The sequence below is a fragment of the Bradyrhizobium sp. DOA9 genome, assembly GCF_000617845.2.
Lineage (GTDB): Bacteria > Pseudomonadota > Alphaproteobacteria > Rhizobiales > Xanthobacteraceae > Bradyrhizobium.
In genome coordinates this window covers 4,169,165-4,192,392 of the sequence record NZ_DF820425.1, presented here as the reverse complement: position 1 = coordinate 4,192,392, position 23,228 = coordinate 4,169,165, and the positions used below count along the sequence as shown (strand labels likewise).

Below are 23,228 nucleotides of genomic sequence, written 5' to 3'. Positions count from 1 at the left end.
GGCGGCGGCAGTTCATTGCTCGACCATCGAGGGAGACATGAAGGACTCATCACGGATAGCCGTCGGCGTCGCCGGCGCGGTGGCGGGCTATTTCGCGATCTTTGTGCTGTTCTCCCTGCTCGGCGTCGGCAACCGGGCAGACCCGATCACATCGGGTCTGCTGGGACTGTTCGTCTACTCGCCCATGGGCGCTATCGCCGGCGCGATGCTTACCAGTTGGCTGGTGACGCGTTCAGGCAAAGATACAGGGCAGGATGCAGCCATCGGCGGCGTCGCGCGGAACAGCTTGAAGTCGCTCGGCGTCGTCGCCCTGCTCTGCACCGCCGGCATCGGCGCCTACATCGCCTACGCTTACGCGACCGCAACGCCCTGGCTCAACCGCAACGGCGCCACTCCCCTGCTCGTGTTCGAGGTCCGCTTTCCGGCGGGGGTTACGGTGCCGACATCAGCGCAGGGCATCACCATCGAACTGCAAACCGACCTCAACACGATGCCGGGCGAAGTCAGCCCGGCCGCGTTCTATCGCGACGGCGACCAGGAGGTTATCGGCGGCGAAGTCGAGCTGGCGTTTCGAACCTCGCACCGGCAGCTCGCCGTCAACATCCAGGGCCAGCCGAGCCGGATCTATCCAATCGATTTGACGGCCCGGGCGCCGCATACGCCGGAATTCGGAACGTGGCGGCGGCTTGGCGACGGCAGCGAGATCCGCTACCGCGCCAAATGGCCGGGAAAGACCTAAGAGATCAGCGCTTCTTCGCAATCTCACAGCGCACATAGGTCTGGCGCTTGACCTGCCCTACCGGACCGTTGTCCATCACCAGTCTGCCATCCGCAGCGATGGAGACGCGAGGATTGGAACGAAATTTCTCGCCCTCGCCTTCGCAGGCCAGCTTCATTTTCCAGCCAAGCCTTCCGTCGGCCGTGATCTCGCTGGCGCGGCACCGCGTCTCGTACCAGTACAGGCGGTTGCCGCCCTCGATGCTCATGCGGTTGGGACTGTCGTCGTCGCGACAGTCCTTTTTGGTCGAGGCCCAGAAGCCTTCGTAAGGCTGCGCCGCCAAGGCAGGAGCGCATTGGCCGGCGAGCACTGTGGCCAGAGCGAGAACCATTGTGAAACGCGTTGCCGCTCTCATGCGAAACCTCGATGAAATCATCATCGAGGTTAGTCGCGCGATGCTGCATCATGTTCAACAGGTGCCGTAGGGTGGGCAAAGCGAAGCATGCCCACGACTGCGCTTGCAAGGTGAAAGATGGTGGGCACGGCGCTTTGCGCCTCTGCCCACCCTACGAGACTACGGCACCTTCATCTGAGCTTGTTCAGCAGCGCCATCAGCGTGTCGCGTTCTTTCGCGTCGAGCGGCGCCAGCGTCTCGCGGGTGATCGCCAGCGCATTCGGCGCCAGCTTCTCGGCAAGCTGCTGGCCGGCGCGGGTCAGGCTCACCAATAGGCGCCGCCCGTCCTCGGGATCCTGGCTCGTCTCGGTGAGGCCGCGCGCGGTGAGACGGTCGATCACGCCCTTGATGGTCGCAACGTCCATCGCCGTCAGCCGGCCGAGCTGGTTCTGCGAGCACGGCCCGGTCTCGGCCAGCTTTGACAGCGCTGCCCATTGCGTCGGCGTCAGATTGGTGCCGATGTCGCGCGTGAAGATCGAGCTGTGACGCTGCCAGACCTGGCGCAGGATGAAGCCGACTTGCTCGTCGAGCACATAAGGCGGCTTGTTGAGCGCTTTGGCCGGTTTGACGCTCTTCTTCGCCGCGACGCTTCTCGCCATCCGTCCCCCGCCCTTCCCCTTGCCTCACAACGACAGATGCGCGTCGCGGATATCCGGACGCGCGTCGAGCTCGGCCATGGTGCCGCCGAAGCAGATTCGGCCGCGCTCGATGATGTAGGCGCGATCCGAAATCAGCCGCGCGAAATGCAGATTCTGCTCGGAGACGACGATGCTGACGCCTTCCTTCTTCATGGTCAGGATGGCATCGACCATCTGCTCCACGATCTTCGGCGACAGGCCCTCCGACGGCTCGTCCAGCAGCACCAGCGAGGGATTGCCCATCAGCGTACGCGCAATGGTGAGCATCTGCTGCTCGCCGCCGCTCATGCGCCCGCCCGGGCGGTTCTTCATCTCGCCGAGGTTCGGAAACAGCGCGAACAGCTTTTCGCGCGTCCAGTGCGGCGCGTTCGGACGTTTCGGCTGGCGGCCGACTTCGAGGTTTTCCTCGACGGTCAGGTCCGTGAAGATGCGGCGCTCCTCCGGGACGTAGCCGAGACCCTCGCGGACGATCTCGTGGGTCGGCTTCGACGAGACGTCCTTGCCCTCGAACGTGATGCGGCCGGTGCGCTGGGCGACGAGGCCGACGATGGAGCGGAACGTCGTCGACTTGCCGGCGCCGTTGCGTCCCAGCAGCGCCACCACCTCGCCCTCGCCGACCTCGAAGCCGATGTCGAACAGGATATGCGCGGGGCCGTAATGGCTGTTGAGGTCCTGCACCGTGAGCTTCATGTGGAGGCTCCCTCGCGGTGGCGGGAATCGTAGACCAGGCCCTCGCCGAGATAGACCGCCTGCACCTGGGGATTGCCGCGCACCTCCGCCGGCGAGCCCTCCGCGATCAGCGTCCCGCGGTTGAGCACGAGGATGCGGTCGGCATGCTCGAACACCACGTCCATGTCGTGCTCGGTGAAGAGCACGCCGATGGATTTTTCCCGGGCAATGCGCGCGGTCAGCCGCATCAATTCGACGCGCTCGCGCGGGGCCATGCCGGCCGTCGGCTCGTCCATCAGCAGCAGCTTGGGCTGGTTGGCGAGCGCGACCGCGAGCTCGAGCCGCTTGAGATCGCCATAGGCGAGCTCGCCGCAGGGCCGGTCCGCATAGCCGCCCATGCCGACCAGCTCGAGCAGGCGGCCGGCCTCGGGACGATCGAACTTCGGTGCCGAGCCGAACAGGTTGAACAGCTGCTTGCCATGGGAAATCAGCGCGACCTGCACATTCTCGCGCACGGTCATGGTGGCGAAGGTCGCGGTGATCTGGAACGTGCGGCCGACGCCGAGCCGCCAGACCTCGCGCGGCTTGCGGCCCGTGATCTCTTCGCCGAGCAGGCGGACGTGCCCGCTATCAGGCCTGTTCTGGCCGTTGAGCATGTCGAAGCAGGTGCTTTTTCCCGCCCCGTTCGGACCGATCAGCGCCAGGATCTCGCCGGCCCGCAGCGAGAACGAGACGCCGCGCACGGCATGGATGCCGCCATAGGATTTGGTCAGGCCTTCGACCGCGAGAAGTGGAGGTGCAACGCTCATTCGGCAGACTCGATCGGCTTGGCGAGCAAGGGAGATCCCGGCGGCGATGCTTTCTTGCGGCGCTGCGCCAGCATCTCGAGCATGCCGACGATACCCTTGGGGAAGACGACGACGATCAGCATGATGAAGCCACCGAGCACGAGCTTCGACAGATCGGTCTGGCTCACCAGCCAGATGTTCAGGGCCTTGTAGACGATGGCCCCGATCACCGCCCCCGACACCGTCTCAACGCCGCCGAGCAGCACCATGACCAGCGCGTCGACCGAGAGCGAGATGCCGAGATTGTCGGGGAACACGCTGCCTTTGAGATAGGCGAACAGCGCGCCGCCGATGCCGGCGGTCGTGCCTGAAATCACGAAGGCGGTCCACTGGATGCGCTTGGCGTCGATGCCGACGGCCTCGCTGCGCAGACCCGAGTCGCGCGTGGCACGAAGCGCGTAGCCGAACGGCGAGAACACCATGGCCCGCAGCGCGACGGTTACCAGCGCCGCGACGCCGAGCGCAAGCCAATAGAAGCGCGACGGGCTTGCCGCCCAGCTCGACGGCCAGAGGCCGAGAATGCCGTTGTCACCGCCTGTTACGTTCACCCACTGGAATGCGATCGACCAGACGATCTGCGCGAAGGCAAGCGTCAGCATCGCGAAGTAGACGCCGGAGAGCTGCACCGCGAAGAAGCCGAATACGGCCGCGCCCATGCAGCCGAGCAGCGGCCCGAGCAACAGGCAGACGATCATCGGCAGTCCCGCCATCTTGGCCAGGAAGGCGATGCCATAGGCGCCGAGGCCAAAATAGGCGGCGTGACCGAACGAAGCGAGGCCGCCGACCGACATCAGGAAGTGCAGGCTGACGGCGAAGATCACGAAGATCGCGATCTCCGAGGCCACGGTCAGCAGGTAATTGCCGGCGAACAGCGGCAGCATCGCCGCGATCACGAGCGCCGCAAGCGCCATCAGCCGCTCGCTCGAGGTCAGCGGCCGCCAGGGATTGACGGTGAGGCCCGGCGTCTTGCGCGCGGCGGCTTCCGGCTTGCCGAACAGGCCCCAGGGACGCACGATCAGCACCACCGCCATCACCAGGAAGACCAGGATGATGGAGATCTTCGGGAAGATCAGGATGCCGAAGGCATTCAGCTCGGAGACCAGTACCGCCGCGACGAAAGCGCCGACGATGCTGCCGAGGCCGCCGATCACGACCACGACGAAGACTTCGACGATGATGCGCAGGTCCATGGCGTGATGCACGGCATCGCGCGGAATCTGAAGCGCGCCGCCGAGCGCTGCGAGGAAGACGCCGACGGCGAACACTGATGTGAACAGCCACTTTTGATTGACGCCGAGCGCGGCCACCATGTCGCGGTCCTGCGTCGCCGCCCGCACCAGCACGCCCCAGCGCGTGCGCTGGAACAAGAGCCAGAGAATGCCGAGCACGACGGGACCGAGCACGATCAGGAACAGATCGTAGCTCGGGATGTTCTGGCCGAAGAAATCGATCGCGCCCCTGAAGCCCGGCGCGCGGCGGCCGACGAGATCGTCGGGGCCCCAGATCAAGACGACGAGATCCTCGACCATCAAGGTCAGGCCGAAGGTCGCGAGCAGCTGGAACAGCTCGGGCGCGTGATAGATGCGCCGCAGCAGCACCATCTCGACGATGACGCCGATGACTGCCACAGCGAGCGCGGCCAGCACGATGCCACCCCAGAAGCCGAATGTGCCGGACAGGCGTTCGGTCAACGTGAAGGCGATGTAGGCGCCGATCATGTAGAAGGCGCCATGCGCGAAATTCACGATCCGCGTCACGCCGAAGATGATCGACAGGCCCGACGCCACCAGGAACAGCGACGCTGCGCTGGCGAGACCGGTCAGAAACTGTACGACGTAGAAGGCCATCTTCGGTCCGGGTTAGGTGTTTAGGTCCCTCTCCCCGCTTGCGGGGAGAGGGAGAGATAAAAAGAGAAATCAATCCTTCGGGCGCAGCTTCGCGACTTCGGCATCACCAGGCAGATAGTCCGCGCCCTTTTTGTAGGACGAATCCACCATCACGCCCTTGCCGTCCTTCAGCGCGGTCTTGCCGACATAGGCACCGAGCGTCGACTGATGGTCGATCTTGCGGAACGTGATCTCGCCGAACGGCGAGGGCATCGAGATCCCCTCGGCCGCTGCGATCAGCTTCTCCGGATCGGTCGAGCCGGCCTTGGCGAGAATCGCGGCCGCCGCCTTGATGGTCTGATAGCCGACGATCGAGCCGAGACGCGGATAGTCGTTGTACTTGGCCTGATACGCCTTCAGGAACGCATCATGCTCGGGCGTCTTGATCGAGTACCAGGGATAGCCCGTGACGATCCAGCCCTCCGGCGTCTCCTCCTTGAGCGGATCGAGATATTCGGGCTCGCCGGTCAGGAACGAGACGACCTCGCGCCCCTTGAACAGGCCGCGGGTGTTGCCTTCGCGCACGAGCTTGACGAGGTCCGCACCGAACGTGACGTTGAGGATCGCTTCCGGGTTGGCGGCGGCAACCGCCTGCACCACCGGGCCGGCGTCGATCTTGCCCTGCGGCGGCCATTGCTCGTCGACCCACTGGATGTCGGGGCGCTTCTCCGACATCAGCTTCTTGAACACCGCGACCGCCGACTGGCCGTACTCGTAGTTCGGCGCGATCGTCGCCCAGCGTTTTGCGGGCAGCTTGCTGGCGGCTTCCACCAGCATCGCCGCCTGCATGTAGTTGGAGGGACGCAGCCGGAAGGTGTACTTGTTGCCCTTGGACCAGGTGATGGCGTCCGTGAGCGGCTCAGCCGCGAGGAAGAACACCTTCTTCTGGTTGGCGAAGTCGGAGACCGCAAGACCGATGTTCGACAGGAACGTGCCGGCGAGCATCGCCACGCCCTCGCTCGAGACGAGCTCGTTGGCCGCGGTCTGCGCGTCCGCCGGCTTGCCGCCGTCGTCCTTGGAGACGACGACGAGCTTCTTGCCGTTGATGCCACCGGCCGCGTTGATTTCCTCGACCGCAAGCTGCCAGCCCTTGCGATAGGGCTCGGTGAACGCCGGCAGCAGCGAATAGCTGTTGATCTCGCCGATCTTGATGTCCTGCGCCACGGCAGAATGAGCCATGCCGCCCGCCAGAAGCGCGAAGGCCGCGCCCGCAAAATAGTTTCTCGCTCGCATCCCAACCTCCAGTTTGAACTCGCTTACGACTTCTATCTATCTCAGACCGTCTTCGCCCTTGATCTCCGCAACCGTCAGCCCGCCGACGCGCGGCAGCGGACGGCCGCTGTCGGTGACAGCGACCGCGACCATGATCTCGTTGGCGCGCGGCGCATCGTTGATCTGCACTTCCATGCCGTCGAAATGGCTGCGCACGAAGGCCGCGTCCTTGTGCCCGAGCGGAATGTCCAGCGTCGTGCCCGGACCGCTGCGCTTCTTCGACGACGGGATCAGCGCTGCGCCCTTGCCCAGAACCTTGCGCACCGGCGCGCCCATCTTGGGGTGCAGGATGGCGGCGGCATGCTCCAGCTCGCCGTTCTCGCCGACCGCCGCGGCCTTGCCGTAGCTGTGCGCCTTGGCACCATCGATGCCGAGCGCGGCCACTGCGCGTTTCGACAAGAGCTCGCCCAGCTCCTCGCCGATCGCGATCAGCGGCGAAAGATCCTCGACATATTTTCCGGCGAACGGATTCTCGATGACGGCAATCGCCGCCGCACGCCGGGTCGGCGGCGACACCTGCCGGCCCATCTCCATCTGGGTCTCTTCGACGACGGTGACGATCTTGCGTATGATCGCGCTCATGGCTGCTTCCTCTGGACACGTCCCTGTTCAGGCATGAACCGCGGGCTCCAGCTGACGCGGGCGCGATTCCAGCCGCTCAATATCTTTCGGTCCGATGACAAGCATATCACCACAAAGCTGCAGCACGGCACCCTCGATCAGCCCACGATCGAACAAATGCCGTGCACATTCCGCGCCAGATTCGAGCGCGGCGGCGATCTCATTGCGAGACAGCTCGCCGACATCGCGCGTCACGAGGCGCGCGCCGAGATCGCTGTCGGGCTGAAGCTCGTTCGCCGGCCTTCGGATGATGGCGGGATGCCCGGGCAGATCGACGGCATTGGCGATCATTGTGGCGGCCGCATCGGCCTGCGAAGCGGTTGTCGCCAGCACCGTCACGGCATCGGCGATCCCGAGCGAAAAGCTGCGGCCGTGCCGGCCGCTGGTGGCGACGCCCCGCACCGGATCGTCCGCCTCGATCCGCATCGTCCGCATCACGCCGTCGCGGTCGGGCCGATCCATCAGGCCGACCGTGAAATGCTCGCCCACACCGAGATGCAGCGCGATGTCGCCGCCATTGTTGACGTAAGCCCGATCGAGCGTCGCGGTGCGCAGCATCGCAGCCAGAATCTCCTCCGCGACGCTGCCGGCCACGGCCGCCATCGGCGTGATGAAACCATCGACGGCATGGGGCGCCACCGCGGCATGCATGCGGCGCGCGACGAGGCCCTTAAGCGACGTCCGCATCCCGGCGGCGGACCGCAATTCCGGCAGCTCCGCGCAAAGCTCGTCGAGCAATCCGGTGAACCGCAGCGCCGCAGCGTCATAGGCCGCACGCACTGCATCGGTGCGTCCCCTCGCCTCCACGATCAGATCGATCGGTCCATCCTGCAAATGCAGCCGCCGGCCATCAGACAGCAATGCGATTTGCGGGCGTCTGATCATGTGCGGGGCCCCGGAATCTGGTTCTGCCAGGGCAATTGGCGGATATCGTCGCCGCTCTGCACCTCGGCGAGCGGCTTCACATAGTCCATGTGTCCGCCGAGCGCGGCATAGTCGGACAGCTTCATCGTGAACTCGATCGGCGCGACCAGAGCCGGTGTCGGCACATAGCCGAACGCGCCTGACGGCATCTGCGTCACGTCGACCATGTAGGTGATGCCGCCGCCGGGCCAGACATAGACCGGCGCGCCGCCGCTGGTGACACGCGTCAGCGCATCCTTCACCGAGCGCGTCAGCCGGACCGGGTTGTCCGTGACGCCGGCGCGCAGCGAGCCGCCGGCGCCTGCCATGAACAGCACGGTGCACAGTGCCGGCTCGCAATTTTCCTGGATGCGCTCGACCGAAAACCTCAGCTCGGCAGGCATCTCGGTCTCGACCGGCTTCAAGGCCTCGTCGAGCACGTAGTAGGACGAATGCTCCCCGGTGGTGGAGACCATCAGCATGGTCAGGCCGGGCTTGGCTTCCTTGGGATCGAACGGGCCCAGGATCGACAAGGGATCGGAGATGTCAGTGCCGCCCCAGCCCGTGCCGGGATCGGCCACCTGGAAATAGCGGCCGGGCGTCGAGCGACGGCCCTTCATCTTGATGCCGGTGTCGGCGATGTCGAGCAGTTTTCCGGCCTGATGCTCCGAGAGCACGCCGGTGATGTGGTCGTCGACCACGACGACCTCGTCCACCTTACCGTGCCATTGCTTGGCGAACATGCCGATCGTCGCCGAGCCGCAGCCGACGCGCATGCGCTCTTCCTTCGCGCCGTTGACGATCGGCGGCTGGCCGGCCTGCACCACCACGGTGGCGCCGCCGTCGATGGTGAGTTCCACCGCCTTGCAATTGGCGAGGTCCATGAGCGTGTCGCAGGTGACGCGCCCCTCCTTCTTGGAGCCGCCGGTGAGATGATGCACGCCGCCGAGCGACAGCATCTGCGAGCCGTATTCGCTGGTGGTGACGTGGCCGACCGCTTCGCCCTGCGCCCGGACCGTCGCAGTCTCCGGACCGAGATAGCGGTCGGTGTCGATCTTCACCTTGATGCCGCAATAGGAGAAGATGCCCTCGGTGACGACGGTCACCATGTCGACGCCATCGACCTCTGCCGAAACGATGAACGGCGCCGGCTTGTAGTCGGGATAGGTCGTGCCTGCGCCGATCGCCGTCACGAAGGTCGAGGGCTCATGGACGATCTTGCCGTCCCAATCCTCGGTGCGGTTGAACGGAACGAGCTTGCCGCCATGTGAGACGGTGCGCTCCAGGATGACGTGCGGATCGACGCGGACGAGCTTGCCGTCGTGATTGGCATAACGGTCGCAGGCGCCCGCCGCACCCGGCTTGATGTAGCACATCACCGGACAAGCATCGCAGCGGATCTTGTCGATGACGGCGCTCGTCGTTTCTGTCACCATGTCGGAGCCGGCGGACATCGCAGTTATCATTCGTATACGAACGATGTTGCGCGCGCTGCCCCAGCCCTGTCAAGCGGCGGTGCAGCGTAAAAGATGCCGATGCCGCATAAAACCTCATTTGCCTATCCGCCCTGTCCACAAAGAAGGCAATCGCGCTGCAGTGCGGCATGCACGGCTTGCACGTTTGTGTACAAACGGTATCGTCGCGATGTGGAATTCATGCGGGCTTAGGACCAGAGGATGACGCAGACACCGATCCGCCTCACCGTGAACGGCAGGATCCACGACGTCACGGCAGCGCCGGACACGCCGCTGCTCTATGTGCTGCGCAATGACCTCGCGCTGAACGGCCCGAAATACGGCTGCGGCTTGGGGGAATGCGGCACCTGCACTGTCCTGATTGATGGAGTCGCGGCACGCTCCTGCGTGATTCCGGTGAGCGGCTGTGTCGGCCGCGACATCGTGACGCTCGAAGGCCTCGGCACAAGCGACAAGCCCGACGTCGTGCAGCAGGCCTTCATCGACGAGCAGGCCGCACAATGCGGCTACTGTCTCAACGGCATGATCATGACCACCAGGGCGTTGCTCGCGATCAACCCGCGGCCGACCGAGCGGGAAGCGCTGGCGGCGCTGCGCTACAATCTTTGCCGCTGCGGCACCCATGTCGAGATCCTACGCGCGGTGATGCGCGCCTCTGGCCAGCTCACCGAGGCCGCAGATTGATGGCCTCCCTTGTTTCGAACGGAGCTGCGCGCGCGGGTTCGCTCATCGTCGCCCGCAGCGTGGACGAGGTCACGTCCGAGACCTTCATCCGCGTCACCGCGGACGGTTCGGTCACGGCCTATAACGGCCATGTCGATCTTGGCACCGGCATCCGCACTGCGCTGGGACAGATCGTCGCCGAAGAGCTCGACGTCTCCTTTGCGCGCGTCGTCGTCGTGCTCGGCGACACGGCCGTTGTGCCGAACCAGGGCGCGACGATCGCGAGCGAAACCATCCAGATCACCGCCGTGCCGCTGCGCAAGGCCGCGGCGCAAGCCCGGCACTTTCTGATCGCGCGCGCGGCGGAACGTCTGGACTTGCCGGAAGCCGAGCTCAGGATCGAGGACGGGCTCGTTCGCGGCCACGACAATCGCAGCATCAGCTATGGCGAGCTCATCGGCGACGAGACGATCCGCCTCGAGCTGGCCGACGACGTCACGCTCAAGCCGGTCGGCGATTACGCCATCGTCGGCCAGTCGGTGCCGCGCGTCGATCTGCCTGCCAAAGCCACGGGCGAGCTGACCTTCGTGCACGACATCCGTGTGCCAGGCATGGTGCATGGCCGCGTGGTGCGGCCGCCCTATGCCGGCGTTGATGCCGGGCCGTTCGTCGGCACCAGCCTCATTGCGGTCGATGAATCCTCGGTGCGCGACATCCCCGGAATCATCGCCGTCGTGCGGATCGGCGATTTCGTCGGCGTCGTTGCCGAGCGCGAGGAGAATGCGATTCGCGCTGCCGAACAGCTCAAGTTGAGCTGGAAGCCGACACCCAAGCTGACCGATCTCGCCGATGTCGAGACCGCGCTGCGCGCCAATCCTTCAACCCCGCGCACGCTGATCGACAAGGGTAATGTCGATTCTGCCATTGCCGGCGCGGCCAGGCCGATGCAGCGCACTTACGTCTGGCCGTATCAGATGCACGCCTCGATCGGACCGTCCTGCGCGGTCGCCGACTATAGCGACGGCAATATCCGCGTCTGGTCGGGCACGCAGAATCCCCACGTGCTGCGCAGCGATCTGGCACTGCTGATCGAGCGTCCCGAAAGCGAGTTCGAGGTGATCCGGCTGGAGGCCGCCGGCTGCTACGGCCGCAACTGCGCCGACGACGTCACCGCCGATGCGCTGCTGCTGTCGCGCGCCGTCGGCCGTCCCGTCCGCGTGCAGCTGACGCGCGAGCAGGAGCACGCCTGGGAGCCCAAAGGCACCGCGCAGCTCATCGACGTCAATGGCGGCCTCGACGCCGACGGCGGCATTGCGGCCTACGATCTCGCCACGCGCTATCCCTCGAACGCCGCGCCGACGCTGGCGCTGCTGCTGACCGGCCGCCTCTCGCCGGAACCCGCCGTGCTGCAGATGGGCGACCGCACCGCGATCCCGCCCTACGATTACGAGCACATGCGCGTCGTCGCCCACGACATGGCGCCGATCGTGCGCGCCTCCTGGTTCCGCGGCGTCTCGGCCTTGCCGAACACCTTTGCCCATGAATCCTATATCGACGAGGCCGCCTCCGAGGCCGGCGTCGACCCGATCGAATACCGCCTGCGCTATCTGAAGGACCAGCGCGCGGTCGATCTCGTCAACGCGGTCGCCGAACGCGCGGGGTGGAAACCACGCCCCGTGCGCGAGGAGAAGGATGGCGATGTCGTGCACGGGCGCGGCTTTGCCTATGCGCTCTACGTCCACAGCAAGTTTCCGGGCTATGGCGCGGCGTGGTCGGCGTGGGTTGCCGACGTCGCGGTCAACAAGACGACCGGCGACGTCAGCGTGACGCGCGTCGTCGCGGGACAGGATTCCGGGTTGATGATCAATCCGGACGGTGTGCGCCACCAGATCCAGGGCAACGTCATCCAGTCCACCAGCCGCGCGCTGATGGAAGAGGTCTCGTTCGAGCGCGGCGCGGTGGCCGCGCGCGAATGGGGCGCCTATCCCATCATCCCCTTCCCCGACGTCCCCAAGATCGACGTCTTGATGCTGCCCCGGCAGGACCAGCCGCCGCTCGGCGTCGGTGAGTCCGCCTCGGTGCCGAGCGCAGCGGCGATTGCGAACGCCATCTTCGATGCCACCGGCGTGCGCTTCCGCGAGCCGCCGTTCACGCCCGAGCGCATCCTGAAAGGGCTGCACGGCGAAGCATCGGCGACACCACAGTCGCTGCCAGCGCCCGCAGCCCCGCCGCCGTCGCGCATCTGGGAAAATCCATTCGCCAGGCGCGCCGGCATCTTCGCGACGATCGCAGCCGTCTGCACCGCCGCCCTCAGTATTGGCGCGGCGCTTCTTCCCGGCCGCGCGATTGCGCCGATCGCCCGGCCGGATGCGTCGGTTTATTCCGCGCAGACGATCGCGCGCGGAGAGCAACTCGCCGCGCTCGGCAATTGCGCCGAGTGCCACACCAAGATCGGCGGGGCACCGAATGCCGGCGGCCGCGCCCTGGAAACGCCGTTCGGCACGATCTACGCGACCAACATCACGCCCGATGTCGAGACCGGCATCGGCGCCTGGTCCTATCCCGCGTTCGAGCGCGCGATGCGCGACGGCCTGCATCGCGACGGACGCCAGCTCTATCCCGCCTTTCCCTACACGCACTTCGCCAGGACCAGCGACGCCGATCTGCAGGCGCTCTACGCCTATCTGATGGCGCAGCCCGCGGTTCGCGCGACGGCACCGGAAAACACGCTCGCCTTCCCGTTCAATCTCCGTCCGCTGCTCGCAGGCTGGAACGCGCTGTTTCACGACACGAAGGAGTTCAAGCCCGATCCCGCCAAATCGGAAGCATGGAATCGCGGCGCCTATCTGGTCGAGAGCCTCGGTCATTGCAGCGCCTGCCATTCGCCGCGCAACGCGCTCGGCGCCGAGCAGCGCAACGCCTATCTCGCCGGCGGCTTCGCCGAGGGTTGGGAAGCGCCGGCGCTGACCTCGCTCTCGCACGCGCCGATCCCGTGGAGCGAGGATGAGCTCTACGCCTATTTGCGCACCGGGCATTCGCGCTACCACGGTGTCGCCGCCGGCCCGATGGCGCCGATCGTCAGGGATCTCAGGGCCCTGCCCGATCAGGACATCCGCGCGATGGCGGTCTATCTCAACTCGTTCAATGACACCGCGGTCGGCCCACGGGCGCAGGAAGCGCTCGCCACCAGGCTCGAGAGCGCGACCCAGGTCACTGTCGCATCGTCGACTGGTGCGCGGCTCTACCAGGGCGCCTGTGCGGTGTGCCATGAGGTCGGCGGCCTGCCGCTGTTCGGCGCCAGGCCTTCGCTTGCGCTCAACAGCAATCTGCACAGCGCCACGTCGGACAATTTGGTGCAGGTCATCCTGCACGGCATCGCTGAGCCCGTCTCGAGCGATCTCGGCTACATGCCCGCGTTTGGGAATAGCATGAGCGACGCGCAGGTCGAGGAGCTCGTCAGCTTCCTGCGCCGGCAGTTCGCGCCAGACAAGCCGGCCTGGACCGGCATGCGCGAGACGATCGCAAAGGTGCGGGCGTCGGCGCACTAGAGCCTGATGAGATTAGGTTTCATTTGCCGCGACACGGAAGGTGCGCTCCCTCCCCCGCAAGCGAGAGCTTTGCGTAATGAGTTGTGCTGGAGTGAAGTTCGATATGGGGCTTTTTTTGAACGGCCTCGCGTAGCCCCAGAGGGGTGGGGCGTCTGTTTTTCGTGGCCGCGGGGTAGCGGCGGGTGGTGGTCACGCTGCGGCTCCTATCGGGCACAGCACCGCCCATCGTTTGAGGTTCATGGCGAGGCAGATCAGGCGCAGATGCGTCTGATTGCGCGCCAAACCCAGATAGCGAGCGCGCGCCCAGCGGTAGCTGCCCTTGAGGCGCGCGAAGACCTGCTCGACCGGTGCGCGGCGCTTTCCCACGGCATTGTTGAAGCGCTTCTGCCGCTCGGTGAGCGGATGATGCTTGTTCGGCCGGAACATCAGCCTCGGCTTGATTCCTCGCGCGGCGAGCCCGCTGCGGCGCTTGTGCTTGTCATAGGCTTGGTCGGCATAGACCGCCTTCTCATCACCACAGACCAACTCGTCGGCGGGCACCGTGTCGTTGACCGCAGCGTCGGTCAGCTTGCTGCGGCGGACGATGGCCGAACTCTGATCCATGCCGATATGGGCTTTGTAGCCGAAGTACCGCTTGCCGCCCTTCTTGGTCCAGCGTGCATCTGGATCGCGCTTGCTGTTGACCAGCTTGCTCGGTTCACGGCCGTCCGGGCCGGGCGGCTGCGGGTCCTCTGGCGGCTTCGGCGGCTTTACTGCTGCCGAGATCAGGCTCGCATCGATCAATGTGCCCCGGCGCAGCACCAGCCCGCGTGCGTCGATCTGATGCAGGATCTCGGCGAACAGCTTCTCGTCCAGACCGGCTCGCTGCAAAGCCTCGCGGAATCGCCAGATCGTCGTGTGATCAGGCGTCTCGTCGCTCAGCACAAAGCCGCAGAAGGCGCGGAACGAGGCCCGGTCGTCGAGCGCTTCCTCCAGCGCCGGATCGGAAAGCCCATACCATTGCTGCAGCAGCAGCGCCTTGAACAGCACCAGTCGCGGATAGGGCGGAGGGCCGCGCTCCGGCTCCGGAAGACCATTCAGCACTCTCTCCACTGCCGCCCAGTCGACCAGTTCGCCAATCCGCTTCAGCACCGGGCTACCCTTCCCCCGCCGCGATACCAGCGCATCCGCGAAGCTCAGTTGCCCAACCTCTCGATATGCCATCCGAATCCGCCTCCACCACAGGCCCTAGAGAATCGCAAATCCTCCTCTTGTGCAAAGCTCTCGCTTGCGGGGGAGGGTTGGGGAGAGGGTTCCTCCACAACGGGACACTCTCCTGGAGGAGAGAACCCTCACCCGGCGCGTTGCGCCGACCTCTCCCGCAAGCGGGAGAGGTGCACCGAGCCCGCGGCGGCTTGATTCAATCCAAACCTCATCCTGCTTTAGCCGTGCTTCGTCATCTCCACCGGCGGCGTGCCGTGGGTGTGGAACGACTCGATCGTCTTCAGACCCCAGGCCTGGCCCTTCTTGCGCTCTTCCTCGGTCCACACGATCGGCTTCCAGTCGGGCGCGAGGATGAGGCGCGCGCCGGCATTGGCGACCTCGACGCGGTTTCCGCCGGGCTCGTAGACGTAGAGGAAGAAGGTCTGCTGGATCGCGTGCTTGTGCGGCCCGGTCTCGATATGGATGCCGTTCTCGAGGAAAATATCCGCCGCGCGAAGAATCTCTTCGCGGCTGTCGAGAGCGTAGGTGACGTGGTGGAAGCGGCCCGGCACACCGGAATGATCGAGCGAATAGGCGAAATCGTAGCTCTTGTTCGACATGGTCAGCCACATCGCCGCTTCACGGCCGTCGTTGAGCACGATCTGCTCGGTGAGCCGGCAGCCGAGATAGTTTTCGAAAAACTCGCGGTTGGCCTTGATGTCGACGGCGAGGCAGTTGAGGTGGTCGAGCCGGCGGACATTGACGCCGCGGGCGGGAAAGCGCTGCGCCTGGTTCTTCAGCGCCGGCTTGAGTTCCGGCGGCGCCTGATACCATTCGGTCTCGTAATAGAGCTCGACGATATGACCATCGGGATCACGGCAGCGGAACGTCGGCCCCTGCCCCATGTCACCGTCGATCCAGCCGATGTCGAAGCCGGATCCTTTCAGCGCGGCGACACGCCGCTCCAGCGCCTGCTGGCTGCGCGCACGCAGCGCCATGTGGCCCATGCCCGAGGTCTTCGACGCCGTCAGCTTCAGCGAATAGCGCTCGTAATCGTCCCAGCCGCGCAAATAAACCGACTCGCCCTTCTGTCCGCTGACCGTCATGCCCATGACATCGACGAAGAATTTCAGGCTCTCGTCCGGTTTCGGCGTCAGCAGCTCCATGTGGCCAAGATGGGCGAGATCGAGGATCGGTTCGGGCTGCATGGTTTTCTCCTGGAGCGTGGCTTGCGATCCGCCTGAGCGGGCGGCGCGATCGAGACGCCCGCGGCACGAGGCGCGGGCGGGCTGTGTGCGCCGTGCCGACAGAGACGGCCTCATTTGTACTAATGTACAAATCATTAGGTCCCGTCAACAAAACAACGGCGTCCCCGCCGCGAAGGCGCCTGACCGAAGCCACAGCGGTCGGCCCCAATCAAAGGCCTGCTCGGATGGTAAAGGCTTCCTTAAGGACCATCTCGCCCCTAAAGACCCGGAAATTGCAGTGTTTTCCCGGCGATTCCAGCCATGAGCAGGCATTGGCGACAAGGCTCCGGACCGAATTACCGCGGATTTAACGAAGCGGGCGCGCCCGGCGTTTAACCGTTTGTGCAGCGACCGCCATGCATAGTCCGGGCAAATCCCTCGCTCTTGCCAGGTTCATTCATCGTGACATCCTTTGGACGCGTGATTTCGGTTCGCGGATCGCTCGCCCGGGTCGGGCTTCTGGCGGAAAGCCGGATGCCGATCTCGGAGGTGCGGGCAACCGTCGGCCGCTTCGTCAGCATTCGCTGCGCCAGCTCGGTCATCGTTGCGATGATCACGGAGGTCTCCTGCGAGAATCTGTCGAGCGCGGACAATTACATCGCGATCGCCTCGGTCGACCTGCTCGGCGAGATCCTCAATGCCGCGGACAAGGCCAAATTCCAGCGCGGCGTCACCAACTATCCGACCATCGGCGATGCCGTCGACCTGATCACCAGCCAGGAGCTGCGCACGATCTATGCGCCGACCGGCTCGGACCAGATCAATGTCGGCTTCCTGCAGCAGGACCGCTCGGTGATCGCCTATGTCGACGTCGAGGAAATGCTGTCCAAGCATTTTGCCGTGCTGGGATCGACCGGCGTCGGCAAGTCGACCGGCGTCTCGCTGCTGCTGAACGAGATCCTGAAGGCGCGGCCGAACCTTCGTATCTTCCTGCTCGACGTGCACAACGAATATGGCCGCTGCTTCGGCGACCGCGCGCTGGTGCTCAATCCGCGGAACCTCAAGCTGCCGTTCTGGCTGTTCAACTTCGAGGAAATCGTCGACGTGCTGTTCGGCGGCCGCGCCGGCGTGCCGGAAGAGCTCGACATCCTCGCCGAGGTGATCCCGCTCGCCAAGGGCGTCTACACCCAGTACCAGAACGCCGACCGCATCGGCCTCAAGCGCATCGATCCCAAGCAGATCGGCTACACCGTCGACACGCCGGTGCCTTATCGCCTGGTCGACCTGCTGTCGTTGATCGACGAGCGCATGGGCAAGCTCGAGAACCGCTCCTCGCGCATCATCTATCACAAGCTGATATCGCGCATCGAGGCCGTCCGCAACGACCCGCGCTACGCCTTCATGTTCGACAACGCCAATGTCGGCGGCGACACCATGGCCGAGGTGATCAGCCATCTGTTCCGCCTGCCCGCCAACGGCAAGCCGATGACGGTGATGCAGCTCGCCGGTTTCCCGGCCGAGGTCATCGATTCCGTCGTATCGGTGCTGTGCCGCATGGCCTTCGACTTCGGCCTTTGGAGCGACGGCGTCTCGCCGCTGCTGTTCGTCTGCGAGGAGGCGCACCGCTACGCCTCCGCCGACCGCAACATCGGCTTCGGCCCGACCCGCAAGGCGGTGTCGCGTATCGCCAAGGAAGGCCGCAAATACGGCGTCTATCTCGGCCTCATCACTCAGCGCCCCGCCGAGCTCGACGCCACCATCATCTCCCAGTGCAACACGCTGTTCACGATGCGCCTCGCCAACGACCGCGACCAGGCGCTGCTGCGCGCCGCCGTGTCGGACGCCGCCGCGAACCTGCTCTCCTTCGTGCCGTCGCTCGGCACCCGCGAGGTGCTGGCGTTCGGCGAAGGCGTCGCGCTGCCGACCCGCCTGCGCTTCAAGGAGGTGCCGCCGCACCAATTGCCGCGCGGCGAGGCCACCATTTCGAGCGTGCCGTCCGTCACCTCCGGCCACGACATGCATTTCGTCAGCGCCGTGCTGGAACGCTGGCGCGGCGCCACCTCGCAGCGCGACGTGCCGAACGACCCGGTGTTCTCGGCACCGCCCGCGAAGACGATGTCCAGCGTCGAAGCCCCGATGCTGCAGCCGTCGATGGGGCTCGACCCGGACCGCTTCTCGCTGCTGAAGAAGCCGCTGCGGTAAGGCAACGCTCTCTCCACCCCGTCATTGCGAGCGCAGCGAAGCAATCCAGAGTCTTTCCGCGGAGCGATTTCTGGTTTGCTTCGCTGCGCTCGCAATGACGGCAGATAGAGCGTCGCTCATAACTCGCACGTTCGTCGCGGTCGGAACGGCCGGCCCGTTGAGCCCGCCTTCCGCATCGACTATGGTTCCCGCCTAAAACCGGAACCATGCCCATGACAACGCCCGCCTCGCAGCGCTTCCCCGCGCCCGCCATCGACACGCTGCCCGACGACATCCGCACGCGCCTCCTTGCCGTGCAGGAGAAGAGCGGCTTCGTGCCGAACGTGTTCCTGACGCTGGCCTACCGGCCCGACGAGTTCCGCGCCTTTTTCGCTTATCACGACGCGCTGATGGAGAAGGACGGCGGCCTCACCAAGGCCGAGCGCGAGATGATCGTGGTGGCGACGTCGGCGGCCAACCAGTGCCAGTATTGCGTGATCGCCCACGGCGCGATCCTGCGCATCCGCGCCAAGAACCCGCTGATTGCCGACCAGGTCGCGATCAACTACCGCAAGGCCGACATCACGCCGCGGCAGAAGGTGATGCTCGATTTCGCCATGAAGGTTTCGGCCGACGCGCAGCGGATTTCCGAGGACGATTTCGCCGCGCTCAGCCCCCACGGCTTCAGCGACGATGATATTTGGGACATCGCCGCGATCTCCGCCTTCTTCGCGCTGTCGAACCGGCTGGCGAATTTCACGGGCATGCGGCCGAACGAGGAATTCTACCTGATGGGCCGGCTGCCGAAGACATGATCGAGGCGCCATGACCGAGCTCGATTGGCCCGAAATCCTGCTGCGCCTCGGCGCAGCGACGCTCGCCGGCGGCGCGATCGGCCTCAACCGCGACCTGCACGGCAAGCCGATCGGGCTGAAGACGCTCGGCATCGTCGGGCTCTCCACCGCGAGCGTGGTTCTGCTTGCATTGCAACTCGCCGAACCAGCCAGGGTCGTCGACGCCGCCAGCCGTGTCATCCAGGGCATCCTCACCGGCATCGGCTTTCTCGGCGCTGGCGTCATCGTGCACCAAAGCACGGGTTTTCGCGTTCGGGGCCTCACCAGCGCCGCCTGCACTTTCCTTGCCGCCTGCCTCGGCATCGTCTGCGGCGCCGGACAGTGGAGGATCGTCATCGTCGCCCTGGCGCTGGCCTTCGTCCTGCTGACGATCGGCCGCCGCCTCGAGCGCCGGCTGCATCGCATGCTTGGCGGCAAGGACGAGACGCATGAGGTCGAAGACGCCCCGGAAGAGCAGCACCGATAGGTGCCGGTTGGCCGTCAGCGCCGGCGGCCTGCGCGGTGCCAATGGAACGCGGCAAGCGCAACCGGCAACGAAAGCGCCAGCCACGACAGGTCGTCCCAGATCCCATCGCCGACGAGCGCCAGACCGAGCCCCACGGCGCAGACCAAGCCGACCAGGAGCGGCACCCGGAACACGTCCCACCCGCTTCTGGAGTGCCGGGCCGGGTCGGTAGCGTCCGCCTTGGACACGATAGGGCGCATGGGATCAGACACCGACTGCCGTGGGCCGCTCGGCACGCAGCGGCTTTCGGGCCGACGGCTTTCGCCTTGCCGCCCAGAGATAGATTCCGCTGACGAGAACGATGATCGCCATGGTGTCGAGAAGCGCCCAGACGATCTTCAACGGAAGCCCGCCGTAATCGCCGAAATGCAGCGGACGCGAGACCTGAAGCGTCTTCAGATACCACGGCACCTCGGGCGCGACGATCGTCTTGCCGTCATTGGCGTCGACCAGCATCGGCTGGAACATGCGTGCCGTGAAGGGCGTCGCTCCTTTGGTCCAGACCACGAGGTGCTGCGGGCTGCCGAAGCGCGCCGCGGTCGGCATCGTCACCGAGGTGACGAGGCGATCCGGAAATCTGGTACGGACGAGCTCGACTGCGGCTTGAACCGAAGGGATCGGAGCCACAGGCTTGCCCAGATGAGGCGCCAGCAAAACGCGAATGAGCTGCGCCCGCCACAGGTCGAACAGCGGCGTCGCCAGTGTGTTGATCATGCCGGTGAGACCGATCGCCAACATCCACGTCAAGATGACGATGCCGAGGAGATTATGGGTGTCGAGCCATTTGAGTCGCGGCGATGACCGCCGGCGGATCGTGCCGAAATCGAGCCGCCGCATGAACGGCCAATAGACCACGATACCGGAGATGATCGACACGGCGAACACCAGCCCCATCGCCCCGAGAAACAGCTCGCCGGGAAGCCCAGCGAACATGTCCTTGTGGATCCGCAGCACGATATCCATGACGTCCTGATGCGGGGCTTCCTCGCCGAGCATTTCGGCCGTTCGCGCATCGAATGTCAGACGATGGAAGTTGCCCGGCGCCGGGACAGCGGTCGGAGAAACGGCCACGGTCACCAGTGGCTCGATCTGCTTCAGATTGAGCAGCAGGACGTGCTGACCGGGAAAACGCGCTTGCGCCGCCGCGATCATCCGGTCGAGCGACAGACGCGGCGTTCCTTCCGGCATCGCCGGCGCCGCGATCTCGTCCTCGAGCAGATCGTCGATCTCGTCGTGGAAGACCAGGGGAAGTCCCGTCACGCACAGCATCAGCAGGAACAGCATGCAAACCAGCGACGTCCAGGTGTGAATGCGGGACCACAGGCGGATCGTGCGGACTTGAACCATGACGATCCTTACCAGCGATAGCTGACCGTGCCCGTGATCGTGCGCGGGCTGGTGTATTGGCAACCGCCACTCGTCGTGCATGCGAGGGTGACGCGATCGGCGATGTTCTTCACGTTCAGCGCGAGGTTGACGCCCTTCGGCTGGCGATAATGCAGGCCGGCATCGAACACCACATAACCCTCGTTGACGATGGTGTTGGTGGTGTCGGCGAAGGTCGGCCCGTTGTAGCGGATGCCGCCGCCCAGCCCCCAGCCGTCCCAGGTCCCGCCCTGCACCGTATGGTCGACATAGATCGAGGCCATCTGGCGGGCCACCAGCGTCGGCATCTTGCCGAGGTCGGCGGCAGTGGAGGTTTGCGTCACTTTCACATCCTGGTTGGTATAGGTCGCCACGAGGTTCAGTCCGGGCATGATCTGCGCCAGCGTCTCGAACTCGACGCCGCGCGAATTCACCTCGCCGAGCTGGACCGAGAAGCCGGCACGCCCTGGTGCCGGGTCTGCCGTGAGTGAATTCTGCCGCGTCAGATCATAGAGCGCCAACGTCATCAGGAGGGTCCGTGACGGCTGGTACTTCACGCCCACTTCATGCTGTTGCGCCGTGGTCGGCTTGAACGGACTTCCCGCAAAATCCGTGCCCGGCGTCGGCAGGAACGATTCCGAATAGCTGTAATAGGGCGCCACTCCGGAATCGAACACGTACGAGACTGCTCCGCGCTTGGTGAAGGCCGTGTCCTTGGTGTCGGTCGTCTTGTTGGTCGCCAAGGCGTAGGTGTTCTGTTCGGCCGCATCGTAGCGGCCGCCCAATGTAAAGATCCAGTTCTGGATCTTCATCTGGTCCTGCACATAGACGCCGATTTGATCGATCCTCTGGTTCGCCGAGGGGGTGGTGAGCTTAGTCGGAACCGCGATGGCTTGGTCGTAGACCGGATTGATCCTGCTGAGCGGCGGGGCATCTCCGAACGTGGTCCGGTCCGTCATGTTGAACGTCAGATAGTCGACGCCGGAGACCACCGTGTGCTGAAGCGGCCCTGTGCCGAACTTGCTGATCAGGTGGTTGTCGGTCGACACTGTGTCGACTTGCTCCTGGATGCGCATCGCGCGACGCGGAAAGAGCGTGGCCGTATCGAGCGGCGTTCCGATGAACGTCAGATAGCGATAGTCGAGCTCGGTGTGGCCGTAACGGGCCTTCGATTCGAAGATCAGATTGTTGCTGAAGCGGTGTTCGAACTGGTAGCCGATACGCTCCTGCTCCTGGTCGAACCTGTTGTAGCTGGGGTCCCCAAGAAAGATCGGCAGCGCGGTGATACCGGTGACCTTCGTGCCGCTCAGATGCGCCATCGACAGCGGAAACGCATTGCCGGTCAGATCGTGCGTGTAGTCGGCCAGGATGGTCAGCGTGGTGTCGTTGGTCGGCTTCCAGGTCACGGCGGGAGCGATATAGGTCCGATTGTCCTTCACGAAGTTGGAGAAATTGGCGATCTGCGCGTCGGAATCCCTGAATACGCCGGTCAGCCTGTAAAGCAGCGAGCCATCCTTGGTCGCGGGCCCGCCGAAATCGAACGCCCCCTGAAACCGGTCGTAGTTGCCGAACTGGCCGACGATCTCGCCAAAGGCCTTGTCGGGCGGCCGCTTGCTGATGACGTCGACAAGACCGCCCGGCGCACCCTGCCCGTACATGACGGAGCTCGGCCCCTTGATGACGTCGATGCGTTCGAAGCCGTAGGGCTCGTTGCGGAATAGCGACAGGAAGTTGGGATCGCCGACCTCGCGAAGCCCGTCGCGATAGGCGCCGTAGCCGTTGTTGTCGAAGCCGCGAATGAAGACGTTGTCGAAGCGCGGGTCCTTGCCGCCCGGCTGGATGGCGAGACCTGCGACATACTGCAACCCTTCGACCAGTGTCGTGACCGAGCGCGCATCGAGCTGGTCGCGGCTCACGACGGAGACGGATTGCGGTGTCTCCAGGATCGGTACGTCGGACTTCATCGCAGCCGAGCTGACGACGGGGACGAAACCCCGCACCGGATCGGTACCGCGTTCCGCTGCAGCGGCAACCGGCTGGGAAGCCGCTTGGACTGCCTGTCCTCCCGCACGCGATCGCGTCTGGCGGGCGCTCGCAGATCGCGAGCTGCGCGGTATGGTGACCTGGCGCTTGGTCGGGCGGCTTTGCTCGACCACGACGGGCGGAAGGACCGATGCCCCGCTCGGGCTCTGGGCCTGCGCGTCCTGGCCGAAGGCGATGGCTGAAGGAAGCGCGACAAGACCACACAACATCGACACG

Annotated in this window: 20 protein-coding genes; 6 read left to right on the top strand and 14 right to left on the bottom strand. The window is 65.1% G+C overall.

Features of this window, described 5'->3' with window-relative positions; genetic code table 11:
* Nucleotides 1–37: 37 nt before the first annotated feature.
* On the top strand, nt 38–739 hold the full coding sequence (locus BDOA9_RS19395) for a hypothetical protein (RefSeq protein ID WP_025035626.1): 702 nt from the start codon (nt 38–40) through the stop codon (nt 737–739).
* Between the two features lie 4 nt (nt 740–743).
* Here BDOA9_RS19395 and BDOA9_RS19390 read toward each other — a convergent pair whose 3' ends face one another.
* The 9 genes from BDOA9_RS19390 to BDOA9_RS19350 all read right to left on the bottom strand — a co-directional run bounded on the left by BDOA9_RS19390 (nt 744) and on the right by BDOA9_RS19350 (nt 9,445).
* The gene (locus BDOA9_RS19390; RefSeq protein WP_025035625.1) at nt 744–1,133 is read right to left on the bottom strand and encodes a hypothetical protein; all 390 of its coding nucleotides are present in this window, start codon (nt 1,131–1,133) and stop codon (nt 744–746) included.
* A 170-nt stretch (nt 1,134–1,303) separates the two neighbouring features.
* The gene (locus BDOA9_RS19385; RefSeq protein WP_025035624.1) at nt 1,304–1,771 is read right to left on the bottom strand and encodes a MarR family winged helix-turn-helix transcriptional regulator; all 468 of its coding nucleotides are present in this window, start codon (nt 1,769–1,771) and stop codon (nt 1,304–1,306) included.
* Between the two features lie 24 nt (nt 1,772–1,795).
* Complete coding sequence (locus tag BDOA9_RS19380) at nt 1,796–2,500, bottom strand: ABC transporter ATP-binding protein (RefSeq protein WP_025035623.1); 705 nt, start codon at nt 2,498–2,500, stop codon at nt 1,796–1,798.
* A complete protein-coding gene (locus BDOA9_RS19375; RefSeq protein ID WP_025035622.1) occupies nt 2,497–3,288 on the bottom strand; it encodes an ABC transporter ATP-binding protein in 792 nt (263 codons plus the stop codon). Before BDOA9_RS19375 ends, BDOA9_RS19380 begins: the two co-directional genes overlap by 4 nt.
* Entirely contained in the window at nt 3,285–5,174 is a 1,890-nt protein-coding gene (locus BDOA9_RS19370) for an ABC transporter permease (RefSeq protein ID WP_025035621.1), read from the bottom strand. Before BDOA9_RS19370 ends, BDOA9_RS19375 begins: the two co-directional genes overlap by 4 nt.
* Nucleotides 5,175–5,243: 69 nt before the next feature.
* Nucleotides 5,244–6,446 carry an ABC transporter substrate-binding protein gene (locus BDOA9_RS19365; protein ID WP_025035620.1) on the bottom strand — a complete coding sequence of 401 codons (1,203 nt, stop codon included), beginning with the start codon at nt 6,444–6,446 and terminating at the stop codon, nt 5,244–5,246.
* Between the two features lie 36 nt (nt 6,447–6,482).
* Nucleotides 6,483–7,067: an amino acid synthesis family protein gene (locus BDOA9_RS19360; protein ID WP_025035619.1), complete on the bottom strand. Its 585-nt coding sequence runs from the start codon at nt 7,065–7,067 to the stop codon at nt 6,483–6,485.
* Nucleotides 7,068–7,094: 27 nt separating this feature from the next.
* Nucleotides 7,095–7,991, bottom strand: a complete 897-nt coding sequence (locus BDOA9_RS19355; protein WP_025035618.1) for a UPF0280 family protein — start codon at nt 7,989–7,991, stop codon at nt 7,095–7,097.
* Complete coding sequence (locus BDOA9_RS19350) at nt 7,988–9,445, bottom strand: hypothetical protein (protein ID WP_025035617.1); 1,458 nt, start codon at nt 9,443–9,445, stop codon at nt 7,988–7,990. Before BDOA9_RS19350 ends, BDOA9_RS19355 begins: the two co-directional genes overlap by 4 nt.
* A 240-nt stretch (nt 9,446–9,685) precedes the next feature.
* Here BDOA9_RS19350 and BDOA9_RS19345 point away from each other — a divergent pair, with 240 nt between their 5' ends.
* Nucleotides 9,686–10,168, top strand: a complete 483-nt coding sequence (locus BDOA9_RS19345) for a (2Fe-2S)-binding protein (protein WP_025035616.1) — start codon at nt 9,686–9,688, stop codon at nt 10,166–10,168.
* The gene (locus BDOA9_RS19340; protein ID WP_025035615.1) at nt 10,168–13,695 is read left to right on the top strand and encodes a molybdopterin cofactor-binding domain-containing protein; all 3,528 of its coding nucleotides are present in this window, start codon (nt 10,168–10,170) and stop codon (nt 13,693–13,695) included. Before BDOA9_RS19345 ends, BDOA9_RS19340 begins: the two co-directional genes overlap by 1 nt.
* Nucleotides 13,696–13,884: 189 nt before the next feature.
* On the opposite strand, the gene BDOA9_RS19335 is transcribed toward BDOA9_RS19340, so the two are convergent.
* Entirely contained in the window at nt 13,885–14,898 is a 1,014-nt protein-coding gene (locus BDOA9_RS19335; protein WP_025032531.1) for an IS5 family transposase, read from the bottom strand.
* Between the two features lie 218 nt (nt 14,899–15,116).
* On the bottom strand, nt 15,117–16,085 hold the full coding sequence (locus tag BDOA9_RS19330) for a catechol 2,3-dioxygenase (protein WP_025035614.1): 969 nt from the start codon (nt 16,083–16,085) through the stop codon (nt 15,117–15,119).
* 441 nt (nt 16,086–16,526) lie between these two features.
* Between BDOA9_RS19330 and BDOA9_RS19325 the strand changes: the two genes are divergently transcribed.
* The 3 genes from BDOA9_RS19325 (at nt 16,527) to BDOA9_RS19315 (ending at nt 19,565) form a co-directional block, all read left to right on the top strand.
* Nucleotides 16,527–18,266: an ATP-binding protein gene (locus tag BDOA9_RS19325; protein ID WP_025035613.1), complete on the top strand. Its 1,740-nt coding sequence runs from the start codon at nt 16,527–16,529 to the stop codon at nt 18,264–18,266.
* A 212-nt stretch (nt 18,267–18,478) separates the two neighbouring features.
* Nucleotides 18,479–19,060 carry a peroxidase-related enzyme gene (locus BDOA9_RS19320; protein WP_025035612.1) on the top strand — a complete coding sequence of 194 codons (582 nt, stop codon included), beginning with the start codon at nt 18,479–18,481 and terminating at the stop codon, nt 19,058–19,060.
* Between the two features lie 10 nt (nt 19,061–19,070).
* Entirely contained in the window at nt 19,071–19,565 is a 495-nt protein-coding gene (locus BDOA9_RS19315; protein ID WP_025035611.1) for an MgtC/SapB family protein, read from the top strand.
* Between the two features lie 14 nt (nt 19,566–19,579).
* Here BDOA9_RS19315 and BDOA9_RS19310 read toward each other — a convergent pair whose 3' ends face one another.
* The 3 genes from BDOA9_RS19310 to BDOA9_RS19300 are packed head-to-tail and all read right to left on the bottom strand — an operon-like array spanning nt 19,580 to nt 22,969.
* Nucleotides 19,580–19,792 carry a hypothetical protein gene (locus BDOA9_RS19310; protein WP_152033362.1) on the bottom strand — a complete coding sequence of 71 codons (213 nt, stop codon included), beginning with the start codon at nt 19,790–19,792 and terminating at the stop codon, nt 19,580–19,582.
* Nucleotides 19,793–19,808: 16 nt separating this feature from the next.
* Complete coding sequence (locus tag BDOA9_RS19305) at nt 19,809–20,951, bottom strand: PepSY-associated TM helix domain-containing protein (protein ID WP_042336245.1); 1,143 nt, start codon at nt 20,949–20,951, stop codon at nt 19,809–19,811.
* Between the two features lie 8 nt (nt 20,952–20,959).
* Nucleotides 20,960–22,969 carry a TonB-dependent siderophore receptor gene (locus BDOA9_RS19300; protein ID WP_244521495.1) on the bottom strand — a complete coding sequence of 670 codons (2,010 nt, stop codon included), beginning with the start codon at nt 22,967–22,969 and terminating at the stop codon, nt 20,960–20,962.
* Nucleotides 22,970–23,228: the final 259 nt, after the last annotated feature.

Excerpts from the sequence above, each read along its gene's own strand:
- BDOA9_RS19365 (WP_025035620.1), bottom strand. The coding sequence starts at position 6,446 with ATGCGAGCGAGAAACTATTTTGCGGGCGCGGCCTTCGCGCTTCTGGCG.
- BDOA9_RS19330 (WP_025035614.1), bottom strand. The coding sequence starts at position 16,085 with ATGCAGCCCGAACCGATCCTCGATCTCGCCCATCTTGGCCACATGGAG.
- BDOA9_RS19320 (WP_025035612.1), top strand. The coding sequence starts at position 18,479 with ATGACAACGCCCGCCTCGCAGCGCTTCCCCGCGCCCGCCATCGACACG.
- BDOA9_RS19315 (WP_025035611.1), top strand. The coding sequence starts at position 19,071 with ATGACCGAGCTCGATTGGCCCGAAATCCTGCTGCGCCTCGGCGCAGCG.
- BDOA9_RS19350 (WP_025035617.1), bottom strand. The coding sequence starts at position 9,445 with ATGGTGACAGAAACGACGAGCGCCGTCATCGACAAGATCCGCTGCGAT.
- BDOA9_RS19345 (WP_025035616.1), top strand. The coding sequence starts at position 9,686 with ATGACGCAGACACCGATCCGCCTCACCGTGAACGGCAGGATCCACGAC.
- BDOA9_RS19355 (WP_025035618.1), bottom strand. The coding sequence starts at position 7,991 with ATGATCAGACGCCCGCAAATCGCATTGCTGTCTGATGGCCGGCGGCTG.
- BDOA9_RS19385 (WP_025035624.1), bottom strand. The coding sequence starts at position 1,771 with ATGGCGAGAAGCGTCGCGGCGAAGAAGAGCGTCAAACCGGCCAAAGCG.
- BDOA9_RS19370 (WP_025035621.1), bottom strand. The coding sequence starts at position 5,174 with ATGGCCTTCTACGTCGTACAGTTTCTGACCGGTCTCGCCAGCGCAGCG.
- BDOA9_RS19375 (WP_025035622.1), bottom strand. The coding sequence starts at position 3,288 with ATGAGCGTTGCACCTCCACTTCTCGCGGTCGAAGGCCTGACCAAATCC.
- BDOA9_RS19395 (WP_025035626.1), top strand. The coding sequence starts at position 38 with ATGAAGGACTCATCACGGATAGCCGTCGGCGTCGCCGGCGCGGTGGCG.
- BDOA9_RS19335 (WP_025032531.1), bottom strand. The coding sequence starts at position 14,898 with ATGGCATATCGAGAGGTTGGGCAACTGAGCTTCGCGGATGCGCTGGTA.
- BDOA9_RS19305 (WP_042336245.1), bottom strand. The coding sequence starts at position 20,951 with ATGGTTCAAGTCCGCACGATCCGCCTGTGGTCCCGCATTCACACCTGG.
- BDOA9_RS19340 (WP_025035615.1), top strand. The coding sequence starts at position 10,168 with ATGGCCTCCCTTGTTTCGAACGGAGCTGCGCGCGCGGGTTCGCTCATC.
- BDOA9_RS19360 (WP_025035619.1), bottom strand. The coding sequence starts at position 7,067 with ATGAGCGCGATCATACGCAAGATCGTCACCGTCGTCGAAGAGACCCAG.
- BDOA9_RS19380 (WP_025035623.1), bottom strand. The coding sequence starts at position 2,500 with ATGAAGCTCACGGTGCAGGACCTCAACAGCCATTACGGCCCCGCGCAT.
- BDOA9_RS19390 (WP_025035625.1), bottom strand. The coding sequence starts at position 1,133 with ATGAGAGCGGCAACGCGTTTCACAATGGTTCTCGCTCTGGCCACAGTG.